Here is a 12,537-nt window from a genome sequence, read left to right as displayed (position 1 = left end):
CAGGGGGGCTTTTCGCGGATCACCGCAGGCGTGATGGCGGGCGCTGCCATCATTGTCGCGATGCTTTTCCCTGGAGCAGCCTTCGCCGCCGAGGAACACGACCTGCCCGGCGCCACCATGTCGCTGTGGTGGGCACTGCCCTTTGCCGGCCTGCTGCTGTCGATCGCCACCGGTCCGCTGCTGTTCCACCATGTCTGGGAGCATCACTACGGCAAGATATCAGCCCTGTGGGCCGCGCTGGTGGTCGTGCCCCTGGCGCTGGCCTTCGGCATCCCCCAGGCGACCGCGGCGGTGCTGCATGCGTTGCTGACGGAATACATGTCGTTCATCATCCTGCTGTTTGCGCTCTACACGATTTCGGGTGGCATCCTGCTTGCCGGCAACATCCACGGCACGCCGCTGGTCAATGCCGGGCTGTTGCTGGTCGGCGCGCTGCTCGCCTCGGTGATCGGCACCACCGGCGCCTCGATGATCCTGATCCGGCCGGTCCTGCGCGCCAACGACAACAGGCCGTTCAACGCCCATGTCGTCATCTTCTTCATCTTCCTGGTTTCCAATATTGGCGGCTCCCTGACGCCGCTCGGCGACCCGCCGCTGTTCGTCGGTTTCCTGCGCGGCGTCGATTTCTTCTGGACCACCGCCAACCTCTATCGCGAGACGCTTTTTGTCGGCCTCGTCGTCTTGGCGGCGTTCCTGGCAACCGACATCATCCTGCATCGCCGCGAAAACGGCGCGCCGAAGATCAAGGACCCGACGCCGGATTCGAAGATACGCCTGCGCGGCCTGCCCAACATTCCGCTGCTCGCCGGCGTCATAGGTGCGATCCTGATGTCGGCGGCCTGGAAGCCGGAGGTCAGCGTCTCCATCCAAGGCGTGACCCTGGAACTGCAGAACCTGGTGCGCGATGCCGTCATCCTGGCGCTGGCCTTCGTTTCGCTGGCGGTTTCGCGCCGGGAGTACCGCGAGGCGAACGGCTTCAACTGGGGACCGATCGCGGAAGTGGCGAAATTGTTTGCCGGCATCTTCATCTGCATCGTGCCGGTCATCGCCATCCTGAGGGCCGGTCATGAGGGCGCGCTGGCGCCACTGGTCGCGTTGGTCACCTCAGTGCAAGGCACGCCGAACAATCTCGCCTATTTCTGGCTGACCGGGGCGCTATCGTCATTCCTCGACAATGCGCCGACTTATCTGGTGTTCTTCGAGCTCGCCGGCGGCGATGCCCATCATCTGATGACCGAGTTCGCCTCGACGCTGGCCGCGATCTCTGCGGGCGCCGTGTTCATGGGCGCCAACACCTATATCGGCAACGCGCCCAACTTCATGGTCTATGCCATCGCCAGGCATCGCGGCGTCAGGATGCCGGGCTTCTTCGGCTACATGCTGTGGTCCGGGCTGGTGTTGATCCCGACCTTTTTGATCGCGGGCTTCCTGTTTTTCGGCTGATCAGCCGACACCGACATAGCGCCTGACCGCCGATGGATCGGCGCGCAATTCCTCGACATCGACCGTCTCGCGGTTGCGACCGTTCTCGATGAAGCACACCCGGTCGGCAACCGACAGCACCGCGTCGACCCGTTGCTCGACGAGAATGGTCGAGACGCCCATGTCGCGCAGCGTCGACACCGTCTCGCGGATTTTGGCGATCATCGACGGCATCAGCCCTTCGGTCGGTTCGTCGAGCAGCAGCACCTGCGGTTCGAGGCAGAGCGCACGCGCCATCGCCAGCATCTGCTGCTCGCCGCCGGACAGCGTGCCCGAGCGTTGCCGCAGCCGCTGTCGCAGCAGCGGGAATAGGTCGAGCACGTTTTCACGGGTCGCCTTGCCCTTGCCGCGCGCCATCAGGCCGATCTCGATGTTCTCGGCCACCGTCATCTCGGCGAACAGCCGTCTTGCCTGCGGCACGTAGGCGACGCCGGCCTTCGGCACCTCATGCGCCGGCAGCCCGGTCAATTCCTGACCAGCAAGCCTGATCGAGCCGGCGCTTGAAGGAACCAGGCCCATAATGGCCTTCAGCGTCGTCGTTTTGCCGGCGCCGTTGCGACCGAACAGGCACAGAACCTCACCCTGGTTCAGAACAAGATCGAGCCCGTAGAGCACCTGGACCTCGCCATAGAAGCAGTCCAGTCCCGAGATCCGCAACGCTTCCGTCTTGCTCTGCTCCGTCGGGCCTGTCTCGCTCATGGGGCGGTCCCCAGATAGGCTTCCTGCACCGCCGCATTTTCGCGGATCGCCTCGGGCGTGCCTTCGGCCAGGATCTTGCCGGCGTTGAAGACGGTGATGCGATCGGCAAGCTGCATGACGACAGGCATGTTGTGTTCGATCAGCAGCACGGTGGCGTCCCTGGCGATCTCGCGCACCAGGGCGATAAAATTGTCGATCTCGCTGTCGGCCAGCCCTTGCGTCGGCTCGTCGAGGATCAGCAGGCGTGGCTTCAGCGCCAGGCCCATCGCCACCTCAAGCAGGCGTTGGTGGCCATAGGACAATTGACCGGCCGGCATATGGGCGCGGTCGGCCAGCCCGGTACGTTCGAGCGCGGTCATCACGCCGGCACGCACCGCGTCCTTCGAGCGGCCGTCGGTCAGCGTGCGCTGCACCGGCAATGCGACATTGTCGTAGGCGGTGAGATTGGCGAAGACACTGGTGATCTGGAACGTGTAGGCGATGCCCTGGCGCACCCTGACATAGGCCGGCAGGCTGGTGATGTCGGCGCCGTCGAAGACGATCGCGCCCGAAGAGGGCTGGATGCGGCCGCTAACCAGGCTGACGAAGGTGGTCTTCCCCGCGCCGTTGGGGCCGATGACGGCGCGGATCTCTCCGGGCATCAAGGTGAAGTCGACATTGTCGACGGCGCGCAGGCCGCCGAAACTGCGCGACAGGCCCTTGGTGGTCAAAAGCGGCATCATGGCAGCCACCCGAGCCACCGCTGGCGGATGCTGCCCAGAATGCCCTTGGGAAAGAACAGAACCAGCAGGATCAGCGCGATGCCGACGATCAGCAGATAGGCCGATGTGTAGCCGCTGGTGATGTCGATGACATAATACATGAAGACCGTGCCGATCAGCGGCCCGAGTGTCGTGGCAGCGCCCCCGAGCAGGACCCACAGCAGCGGCAGGATCGAATATTGCACCGAAGCGAAGCTTGATCCGACATAGCCGAACAGCAGCGCGTAGGCGGCACCCGAGGCGGCGCAGATGGTGCCGGAGATCACGACCGCGATAAGCTTGTTGGAGAAGGTGTCGTAGCCCAGCATCTTCGTGCGTTCTTCGTTCTCACGGATGGCAACCAGCACGCGGCCATAGCGGGAGCGGACGATCGCCAATGTAATCAGCAGTACGATCGAAAACAGCGCCAGCGCACTCATGTAGCGGACGGTCGGATTGGTGAGGTCGAGCACGGTCGCGCCGAAACTGAGGACGCGCGCCGGCTGCGGCACGACCATGCCCTGATCGCCCCCGGTCCACGATGCGAAGTAGAGGATGAGGAGCGAAAACACCTGCGCGAACATCATAGTGACGATCATGAAGGCCACGCCCGTGGTGCGCAGTGCCAGGAGACCGATCATCAGCGCCAGTACGGCGCCGCAGGCAATCCCGCTGACGAAGGCCAGCGGCACGCCCCAGCCGAGTTGGATGACGGCAAGGCCGGCACCATAAAGCCCCGCACCGAAGAACATGGCATGGCCAAGGCTGAGCAGGCCGACATAGCCGAACAGCATGTTGTAGCCCATGGCAAAGACCGCCAGCACCATGATGCGGGCGAGCAGCCCGTGATAATAGTCTGGCAGCAGGAAGCTCAGCACGAAGAGCAGGGCGATGACGCCGAGATGAAGGGCATAGGCTTTTGCCGGCGAAGCTTCGCTCATCGCGATGCCGTCCCGAACAGGCCCTGTGGCCGGAACACCAGCACCATGGCGACCAGCAGCGTGGCGATGATCTTGGCCAAGGTCGGCGAGAAGAACATCGAGACAATGCCGTCGGACATGCCGATCAGCACGGCGGCGACGACCGTGCCGCGCAGGGAGCCAAGGCCGCCGATGATGACGACGATGAAGGACAAGAGTAGCGGATCCTGCCCCATCAGATAATGCGCCTGGCTGATCGGCACGATCAGCACCGCGGCAATGGCCGCCAGCATGGCGCCAAGCGCGAAGACCCCGCCATAGACGCGGCCGACGGGGATGCCGAAGGCTTGCGCCGTCTCGCTGTCATACTGGGTGGCGCGCATAATGAGGCCGATCCTGGTGCGCGTCAGCACCAGCCAGCTTGCGATCAAGATGAGCGCTGAAGCCGCGATGATCGACAGCTTGTAGCCGGAATAGCCGAACCACGGCAAAAGGATGCGGTAGCTGAACGGCGGCTCGACGGGCCGCGCCTCCGGACCATAGAAGGTCAGCGCCAGCTGCTGAATGATGTAGAGCATGCCGATCGTGGCAACGATGGTGGCTTCCGGATTGTAGTTGAGCCGGCGCAGCACCAGCCGCTCGGCGACCAGCGCAATGGCGCCGACGATCAGCGGCGCGATCACCAGCGCCGCCAGAAAGCCAAGCGCCGGATGGCCGCCGATTGCTGTGGTGATCGCCCAGGCGAGCACGGCGCCCAGCATGAAGAACTCGCCATGCGCGACATTGACGACGCGCATGACGCCGAAAACCAGCGAGAGCCCGAGCGCGGTGAGCGCCAGCACGGCCGAGGTGACGAGGCCTTCGAGGGCGGCGAGGAGGAGGTGGGGACCAAAGTGCATTCAGGGGCGCCCTTACCCTCCCCCTCGTGGGGAGGGTGACCGCGAAGCGGTCGGGTGGGGGGTGGGGCATGGGCCGTCGCAGCCCCCACCCCGTCTCACAGGCTTCGCATTTGCGAAGCCTGTTCGCCGACCCTCCCCACAAGGGGGAGGGTGAGGCCTCACAGCGCCTGCGTCGTGTAATCCCCCTCGGCCTCGTAAAGCCCGTCCTCGATCTTGGTCTTGTGGACGACCTTGAGCTTGCCGCCTTCGACCTTGGAGATGTTCTGGATACCGAAGCACTGGTGGATCTTGCCGTTGAAGGTTTTTGCGCCTTGCGGATGCTCCGGGCCTTCGGCGAAGGCGGTCAGCGCCTCGGTCGCCTCGACCAGCTTGGCGCGATCTTCCGGTCCCTTGTAGCCGGCATCTTCCATCGCCTTCTTGACGACATAGAGCGTTTCCCAGCAGCCGAACATGTGCGCGGCGGTGGAGACATCCTTGGGGTCGCCGACGGCGGCACCATTGTCGTCGATGCCGACGGCTGCGCGATAGGCTTTCTGGGCTGCGGAATCATCGGGCTGGGCGTAGCGCGGCGAACCTTCCCAGAAATGGCTGCCGTCCAAAAATTCGAGCCCGGGGCTGTTGATGTCGGTAGCTTCGAGCGAATCGATGAAACCGAACAGCTGCGGCCGGTTGGAGCCGTAGAATTCGCCGAGTTCCTTGACGAAGGTGAGCACGGCCGGGCCGACCATGACGTGGTAGATCACCTCCGTCTCGGGCGGGATCTGCGGGAAATATTTGGTGAAGGACGATTCCGTCGGCGGGATGGCGATCTGCGCGATGACCTCGGCGCCCTGCGCCTTCAGCGCCGGCGGCAGGTAGTCGCGGTGGTCGTAGCCGAAGGCGAAATCGGGGAAGATCTGCGTCACCTTCTTGCCGGCATTGGCCGCGATCCACGGCGCCATCGACTGGATCTGGCTCTTCACATCGGTGATGCCGGGCTGGAAGACGTAGCGGTTGAGCTTGGTCGAGGCCACGTGGTGGCCTTCGCTGACGACGAAATAGGGCATCTTGTTTTCGCCGGCGGCAGGCGCCGAGCCGATGACGACATGCGAGAACAGCGTGCCGAAGACAATGTCGGTCTTGTGCTGGGTGGCGAACTTGCCGACCACCTCGGCGCCGCGGCCGGGATCGGTGCCGTCATCCTCGATGATCACCTCGACCTGACGGCCATTGATGCCGCCGGCGGCGTTGATCGCCTTGACCGCTGCGGCCGTGGTCTTCTCGTACCAGCGGCCATAGGCAGCGCCGATGCCGGTGCGGTGCGACTGGAAGCCGATCTTGATCGGCGCCGAACTCTGCGCCTGGGAATAGCGGACGAAGCCCGGGGCCACGGCAAGCCCGGCACCGGCGGCCAGACCCTTCAGCGCCGTGCGGCGGGTGAGGGCAGTCTTGGAGAGGTCGAAAAATCCGTTCTTGTCAGCCATGTTCGTTCCCCTGTTTTTCAGTTTTGACCAACGATAAGGCGGCTTCGGCATCCTCGCTCAGAGGAGGCGAAAAATTGCATGTGTACAAACTAAATCACCAAAGCCTTGATGTGGCAAGCGAGCTTTCCGCAACGACATCGGGGCCGCCCTTTTCTCATCCGGCGGTCGGTGTGGCAAGCAACCAGAGGCCGAACACCGTATAGGCAATCATCAGCAGCGTGAGTGGCAACTGGCTGAGCGCGGCACGGGCCGGCTGTGGATGCAGGCGCCAGGCAAAGCCGTGCGCGACGAGAACGGCGAGCACGTGACCAAGGATGATGGCGCCGGCCTGGATGTTCCACAGCCACCAGGCAGACTCCGCGCCGGCGACGATGCCGGCCTCGACCTGCATGTCGGCGGTGCCGAACAGGTTCCAGCCCAGCGCGAAAGGGTCGGACAGGGAGGCAAGCGCATATTGGCCGTCGACCAGCAGCGCCGTCAGATAGTGCGCGACATGGTAAGCGAGCGCGATCGGCACGATCGACCAGACCAGAAGGCCGGCTGCCCGGGCGAGCGGCTGATCGCTGCCGGCCAGGCGCTGGCCGAGGATGACGGTGAGAAGAAACACCGCCGCCAGCAGAACGAACGTCAGAACGAGCCCGAACGTGGCGCTGCCGATCACGGCGGTGCGGCCCGGGAATTCGAGCGGATTGACGCCGAACAGGCCGAGCCAGAAGAAGGTTTTCGACAGGCCGTCAAAAGACACCGAGGACAGGGCCAATAGGAGAAAGGCGATGCCGCTGGGCGGCAGCGGTTCCGCCGCCAGCAGCTTGGCGCCCGGCCAGCACAGCGCAAGCCGGCCTTTCTCGTCGCGTTCGACTGGCGCGAAACGCGCCACCATCGAGAAGAAGACCGTCAGGAACTCGCCGCCGCGGCTCCACTGGAGATAGCCGAACACCAGCATGGCGAGGAAAGAGAACAGCCAATAGAGGCCGGCGGCGAAGGCGAGCCGTGCCGGATCGTCGGGCGCCGGGTCGATCAGCTCGAACCAAGCGAAGGCGAAAAACAGGATGACGGCCGGCCAGCAGCCGACCCATCGCGGCAGGCGCCGCGCTGCTTCGTCGCCTGCGCCGAACAGACGTGAGACGAGACGCAATGGCCCGTACCATGGGTTGAGCCACGACCAGATGTCGCCGAAGACACCTTGCAGCAGTGTGAGGCCGGCCCACAGCAGCGTCCAGATCACCAGCGGCAACGGGTTGGAAAGCGGGTCGCGGCTGCCGAAAAGTCCGGCGGCGACAAGGATTGCAAAGCCGGCAAATGAAATCAGGCTGATGGCAGTGCGGGCGCTGTCGCCGAAGCGGAACAGCCGTAGGCGTCGGCGCCAGAAAAGATCGAGGGAAGCCGCCGGCAGGAGCGCCAGGACAAGGAAGCTGACGGCGACGGCGAACGCACCGCCGATGAGATAATAGCCGGTCGGGAGAAGGAGGACGTGGCCTCGATCGGAAGCGTGGGCGAAGGCGGGGGTGGGTAAGGCGAACCATAGGATAGCAAGCAAGAAGGCTAACGACAGGCGGCAGCGCCCTACGACGCCCCCCTCTGTCCTGCCGGACATCTCCCCCACGAGGGGGGAGATTGGCTGCTTGCTCGATCGGCATCTCTCCTGCGGCGTTGAAGATTGGCGAAGGGGCTGATGACAGCCAATCTCCCCCCAAGTGGGGGATTTGTCCGGCAGGACAGAGGGGGGCGCCAAGGAACTCAGCCTATCCAACTTTGCCGTCTCGTATGGCGATGCCCGCCACCCTCACACCTTGACCAATTGCTCCACGCGGTCCTTTTGCCCAAAAATCCTGATATACCGCTCGATCTCTTTCTCATCGCCGGTCGCCTTGGCCGGATTGTCGGAAAGCTTCACCGCCGGCCTGCCATTGGCCTCGGTAACCTTGCAGACCAGCGATATGGCGTCGAGGCTGTTGGTCTCGATCGGCGCGCAGCCTTCGAAATCATTGGTCAGATTGGTGCCCCAGCCGAACGACATGCGCACCTTGCCCTTGAAGTGGCGGTAGGTCTCCTCGATGGTCTCGACCTCGAGCCCGTCGGAGAAGATCAGCAGCTTCTGCCTGGGGTCCTTGCCCTTCTCGCGCCACCAGTCGATGATTTTTTCGCCACCCTCGATCGGCGGCGCGCTGTCGGGGCGGAAGCCGGTCCAGTCGGCGACCCAGTCCGGCGCGTCGCGCAGGAAGGACGCCGTGCCGAAGGCGTCGGGCAGCACGATCAGAAGGTTGCCGCCATAATAGCGCTGCCAGTCCTGCAGCACCTTGTAGGGCGACTGTTTCAGTTCTTTTTCCGAATTGGCCAGTGCCGCGAACACCATCGGCAGTTCATGCGCGTTGGTGCCGAGCGCTTCGAGGTCATTGTCCATCGCCAGCAGGACGTTGGAGGTGCCGGTAAAAGCCTCGCCGATGCCTTCCTTGAGCGACTCGACGCACCAGCGCTGCCACAGGAAGGAGTGGCGCCTGCGGGTGCCGAAGTCGGAAATGCGGATGCCGGGCAGCGCCTTCAGCCGCTCGGTCTTCGCCCACATCTTGGCCTTGGCGCGGGCATAGAGCACATCGAGCGCGAACGGCCCGAAAGCCCGCATGGCCGCGCGAGACCGGAGCTCATTGATAATGGCCAGCGCCGGGATTTCCCACAGCGTGGTGTACATCCATGGCCCGCTGAAGGTCAGCTCGTACTGGCCGTCGCGCTTCGACAGCTCGTAGTCGGGCAGCCGGAAGCCTTCCAGCCAAGCCAGGAATTCCGGTTCGAAAATCTGTTTGCGGCCATAGAAATTGTTGCCGCCCAGCCAGATCATCTCCTTCTTGGAGAAGCGCAAGGTACGGGCATGGTCGAGCTGTTCGCGCAATTCGCCTTCGTCGATCTCGTCGGCCAGATGCACTGAAGTGGTGCGGTTGATCAGCGAGAAGGTGGTTTCGACCTTGGGGTACATGCCCCAGATCATCTGCAGCATCAAAAGCTTGTAGAAATCCGTGTCGAGCAGACTGCGCACGATCGGGTCGAGCTTCCAGGTGTGGTTGTAGACGCGCCGCGCAATATCGGTCTTTGCCATGTCTCGATGCCGCCTTCGCTGCTCGCTCCCCGCAAATGCCTCTTAGCATTGAATTTTTGAAAGCGCCTCCCGCTTTGCGGGCTGGCCCGACAAAAAGGAACCATTCGAGTCCAGCGTCAAGAAGCGGTCTTGGCGCCGATGACCTTGAGTTGCGGACGCTTACGGCGGCTGATGATGCGGCCGGCGACCGGAGCGTCGGCGCGGCCGTCATCCCCGGCTTTCTCGGCAAACAGCCAGTCGATGAACACTTGCACGATCGGCGTGGTCCGCATTTCGTTGCGGCAGACGATGTAGAATTCATCGACTGCTGGCACCGACAGGCTGAATGGCGCGACCAGCATGCCCCTGGCCAGCAGCGCGCTTGCCGTCACGGAATCGCCGAGCGCCACGCCATGGCCGTGCACAGCGGCCTCGGTCGCGATGCGTGCGTCACCCAGATAATGGCGGCGGCCGCGCTCGAGATCCAGTGCATCGGCGGTCGCCAGCCAGGTGTGCCATTCGCGGCCGTCATCGCCATGCAGGAAGACATGGTCCGCAAGGTCCCTGACGCTGCGGATCGGCCGGTTGTTGATGAGTGTCGGGCTCACCACGGGAAACAGTTCGAGGCCCGACCATTTGCGCATCCAGCAATCGGCCCAGCTGCCGTTGCCATAGTGCACGCAGACATCGATATGCGGTGCGCGGATATCCCTGGGATCGTTGGAGGGGATGAGCGTCAGCTGGATGTCGGGATATTGCGCTGTGAAGCTGCCCAGCCTCGGCGTCATCCACAAAAGCAGCAGCGCCGGCACGCAGGACACCGAAAGCGCGCCGCTGCTTGCCGGCCGCGTCAGTCGCTGCGTTGCGGCGGCGATGCCGTCGAAGGCGGCCGACACCGCCGGCAAAAGCTCGGCGCCATGCGGTGTCAGTTTGACCCGCTGGCCGACACGTTCGAACAGCTTGACGCCAAGCGACTGCTCCAGCGCATTGATCTGGTGGCTGACGGCGCCATGTGTGACATTCAGTTCACCGGCCGCCTTGGTCAGCGAGCCATGGCGAGCCGGTGCCTCGAAGGCGCGCAGTGGATTCAGGGGTGGCAGGCGCTTGGCCATGGGTGCCGGACTTCTCTGTGAGATTTTCTCACAGAGAACACCCTAACAATATCAATTGATTTTTCAATGCGGCTGCCGGACACTTCAGCCCGGAACAGCATCAAGACGTGAAATCTGCAGGCAGCCAGCGGGACAAGCGACCCGGCCGGATGACGGTTAGTTCGCCCGAGGTCGTACTGCATCATCAGGAGGAACGGACATGGGTTACGATCGCGGCAAGCTCGACGCGTTGCGTCGCAAATATGGCGAGAGCCATGGCGGCGAGATGTTCGACCCGAAGTTCCGCAAGGTCGCTGACAAGATCTTCTCCAAGAGCGGCACAAGACTGGCGCCTTATTCCGGCATCCCGACCTTCCTCGCCGCACCCTACCGCGAAATCGCGGCTGAGAATCCCGATTTCGGCGATTTGCAGGTGGCCATCATCGGTGTGCCGATGGACCTCGGCGTCACCAACCGGCCGGGCTCGCGCTTCGGGCCGAGGGCACTGCGCGCCATCGAGCGCATCGGCCCCTACAATCACGTGCTGGAATGCGCCCCGACGCATGAGCTTCGGGTCGCCGACATCGGCGACACGCCATTCCGCAGCCGCTACCGGCTGGAGATCAGCCATGAGGATATCGAGCGCCGCACCAACCAGATCGTCGATGCCGGCGTCATTCCACTGTCGGTCGGCGGCGACCATTCGATCAGCCATCCGATTCTGAAGGCTGTCGGCAAGAAGGCGCCGGTCGGCCTCATCCACATCGACGCCCATTGCGACACCAGCGGCCTGTTCGACATGACCAAGTTCCACCACGGCGGACCGTTCCGCAACGCGGTGCTGGACGGCGTGCTCGACCCGACGCGCACCATCCAGATCGGCATCCGTGGCTCGGCCGAATATCTGTGGGAGTTCACTTACGAGTCCGGCATGACCGTGGTCCATGCCGAGGAGGTGACCGGTCTCGGCATGCCCGCCATCATCGAGAAGGCGCGCAAGATCGTCGGCGATGGCCCCACCTACATCTCCTTCGACATCGACAGCGTCGACCCGGCCTTTGCCCCCGGCACCGGCACGCCGGAAGTCGGCGGCCTGACCACGCGCGAAGTGCTCGAACTGCTGCGCGGCCTCAAAGGCCTCAACATCGTCGGTGGCGACGTCGTCGAGGTGGCGCCGCAATATGACGCCACCACCAACACTGCCCATGCCGCCGCGCAGGTGCTGTTCGAGATCCTGAGCCTGATGGTGTTCAGCCCTGCCATTACGGGCAAGGGTGCCTGACATTCAAAAAGAGAAAGGCGGCCGCCGTGCTGGAGCCGGCGGTAGCCTCAAACAATCAAAGCTTCCAGAAGGGGAATGACAATGACAATCCACACGACACTCAAATCATCCATCGCCGCCGCCCTGGTGCTGGGCGCCGCCGGCCTCGGCTTCGCCGTACAGGCCGCCAATGCCGACGCGCTGGCTGATATCACCAAGGCCGGCACCATCAATGTCGGCGTCTTCGCCGACTTCCCGCCCTTCTCCTCGGCCAGCGCCGATATGAGCCTCAAGGGCTATGACATGGATGTCGCGCAGTACATCGCCGACACCCTCAAGGTGAAGCTCAACACGGTCGCCGTCACCGGCCAGAACCGCATCCCGTACCTGAACGACCATCGCGTCGATATCCTGATGAGCGTCGGCTATTCGAAGGAGCGCGAACAGGTTATCGACTTCGCCGCCGCCTACGCGCCCTATTACATCGCGGTGATCGGGCCGGCTGCAATGACGGTCAAAGGCAAGGAAGACCTTGCCGACAAGTCGATCGCCGTCAATCGCGGCACGCTCGAGGACACTTCGCTCACCGAGGCGGCACCCGCTTCGGCCGACATCAAGCGCTTCGACAACTACAATTCCGTCATCCAGGCCTTCATCTCCGGCCAGACCCAGCTGATGGTTGTCGGCAACGATGTCGGCGCCCAGGTTCTGGCCAAGCAGGATGCGCTGAAGCCGGAGCAGAAGTTCCAGCTCCTGACCTCGCCCTCGCATATCGGCCTCAACAAGAATGAGGACGCTCTCAAGAAGGCGGTCAACGATGCCGTCGCCAAGATGCTGGCCGACGGCAAGCTGGACGAAAGCTCGAAAGCCTGGCTGAAGACGCCGCTCAACCCCGACAACCTCAAGGATTGAGTT

The 12,537-nt window shown here is 63.6% G+C and carries 11 protein-coding genes; 3 read left to right on the top strand and 8 right to left on the bottom strand.

From position 1 onward, the window contains the following. The first annotated feature begins 33 nt into the window (after positions 1-33). Positions 34-1,443: a sodium:proton antiporter gene (locus EB235_RS03185; protein ID WP_027032394.1), complete on the top strand. Its 1,410-nt coding sequence runs from the start codon at positions 34-36 to the stop codon at positions 1,441-1,443. Here the strand turns inward: EB235_RS03185 and EB235_RS03180 are convergent, their stop codons facing one another. From EB235_RS03180 to gcvA, 8 genes are all read right to left on the bottom strand, one after another. Next, positions 1,444-2,181, bottom strand: coding sequence for an ABC transporter ATP-binding protein (locus tag EB235_RS03180; protein ID WP_027032395.1), 738 nt, complete (start codon positions 2,179-2,181; stop codon positions 1,444-1,446). After that, a complete protein-coding gene (locus EB235_RS03175; protein WP_027032396.1) occupies positions 2,178-2,903 on the bottom strand; it encodes an ABC transporter ATP-binding protein in 726 nt (241 codons plus the stop codon). The genes EB235_RS03180 and EB235_RS03175 overlap by 4 nt, the downstream gene beginning before the upstream one ends. Further along, the gene (locus tag EB235_RS03170) at positions 2,900-3,862 is read right to left on the bottom strand and encodes a branched-chain amino acid ABC transporter permease (RefSeq protein ID WP_027032397.1); all 963 of its coding nucleotides are present in this window, start codon (positions 3,860-3,862) and stop codon (positions 2,900-2,902) included. Before EB235_RS03170 ends, EB235_RS03175 begins: the two co-directional genes overlap by 4 nt. Further along, complete coding sequence (locus tag EB235_RS03165) at positions 3,859-4,740, bottom strand: branched-chain amino acid ABC transporter permease (RefSeq protein WP_027032398.1); 882 nt, start codon at positions 4,738-4,740, stop codon at positions 3,859-3,861. Before EB235_RS03165 ends, EB235_RS03170 begins: the two co-directional genes overlap by 4 nt. 158 nt (positions 4,741-4,898) lie before the next feature. After that, positions 4,899-6,203, bottom strand: a complete 1,305-nt coding sequence (locus EB235_RS03160) for an ABC transporter substrate-binding protein (RefSeq protein WP_027032399.1) — start codon at positions 6,201-6,203, stop codon at positions 4,899-4,901. Positions 6,204-6,357: 154 nt separating this feature from the next. After that, positions 6,358-7,797: a hypothetical protein gene (locus EB235_RS03155; RefSeq protein ID WP_027032400.1), complete on the bottom strand. Its 1,440-nt coding sequence runs from the start codon at positions 7,795-7,797 to the stop codon at positions 6,358-6,360. Positions 7,798-7,986: 189 nt separating this feature from the next. Continuing rightward, the gene (gene pncB / locus EB235_RS03150) at positions 7,987-9,291 is read right to left on the bottom strand and encodes a nicotinate phosphoribosyltransferase (RefSeq protein ID WP_027032401.1); all 1,305 of its coding nucleotides are present in this window, start codon (positions 9,289-9,291) and stop codon (positions 7,987-7,989) included. Between the two features lie 116 nt (positions 9,292-9,407). Continuing rightward, a complete protein-coding gene (gene gcvA / locus EB235_RS03145) occupies positions 9,408-10,382 on the bottom strand; it encodes a transcriptional regulator GcvA (RefSeq protein WP_027032402.1) in 975 nt (324 codons plus the stop codon). Positions 10,383-10,581: 199 nt separating this feature from the next. On the opposite strand from gcvA, the gene speB reads away from it, so the two are divergent. Beyond that, entirely contained in the window at positions 10,582-11,643 is a 1,062-nt protein-coding gene (gene speB, locus EB235_RS03140) for an agmatinase (RefSeq protein WP_027032403.1), read from the top strand. Between the two features lie 81 nt (positions 11,644-11,724). After that, complete coding sequence (locus EB235_RS03135; RefSeq protein WP_027032404.1) at positions 11,725-12,534, top strand: transporter substrate-binding domain-containing protein; 810 nt, start codon at positions 11,725-11,727, stop codon at positions 12,532-12,534. Positions 12,535-12,537: the final 3 nt, after the last annotated feature.

Origin of the sequence: Mesorhizobium loti R88b (assembly GCF_013170845.1) — a bacterium.
GTDB lineage: Bacteria > Pseudomonadota > Alphaproteobacteria > Rhizobiales > Rhizobiaceae > Mesorhizobium > Mesorhizobium loti_B.
Note: the sequence above shows the minus strand (reverse complement) of the source record. Positions and strands in the feature narration are given on the sequence as shown.

Bases quoted from the DNA above. Each gene is read 5' to 3' on its own strand.
- EB235_RS03160 (WP_027032399.1), bottom strand. From the start codon at position 6,203: ATGGCTGACAAGAACGGATTTTTCGACCTCTCCAAGACTGCCCTCACC.
- pncB (WP_027032401.1), bottom strand. From the start codon at position 9,291: ATGGCAAAGACCGATATTGCGCGGCGCGTCTACAACCACACCTGGAAG.
- EB235_RS03175 (WP_027032396.1), bottom strand. From the start codon at position 2,903: ATGATGCCGCTTTTGACCACCAAGGGCCTGTCGCGCAGTTTCGGCGGC.
- EB235_RS03135 (WP_027032404.1), top strand. From the start codon at position 11,725: ATGACAATCCACACGACACTCAAATCATCCATCGCCGCCGCCCTGGTG.
- EB235_RS03155 (WP_027032400.1), bottom strand. From the start codon at position 7,797: ATGTCCGGCAGGACAGAGGGGGGCGTCGTAGGGCGCTGCCGCCTGTCG.
- EB235_RS03185 (WP_027032394.1), top strand. From the start codon at position 34: ATGGCGGGCGCTGCCATCATTGTCGCGATGCTTTTCCCTGGAGCAGCC.
- gcvA (WP_027032402.1), bottom strand. From the start codon at position 10,382: ATGGCCAAGCGCCTGCCACCCCTGAATCCACTGCGCGCCTTCGAGGCA.
- EB235_RS03180 (WP_027032395.1), bottom strand. From the start codon at position 2,181: ATGAGCGAGACAGGCCCGACGGAGCAGAGCAAGACGGAAGCGTTGCGG.
- EB235_RS03170 (WP_027032397.1), bottom strand. From the start codon at position 3,862: ATGAGCGAAGCTTCGCCGGCAAAAGCCTATGCCCTTCATCTCGGCGTC.
- speB (WP_027032403.1), top strand. From the start codon at position 10,582: ATGGGTTACGATCGCGGCAAGCTCGACGCGTTGCGTCGCAAATATGGC.
- EB235_RS03165 (WP_027032398.1), bottom strand. From the start codon at position 4,740: ATGCACTTTGGTCCCCACCTCCTCCTCGCCGCCCTCGAAGGCCTCGTC.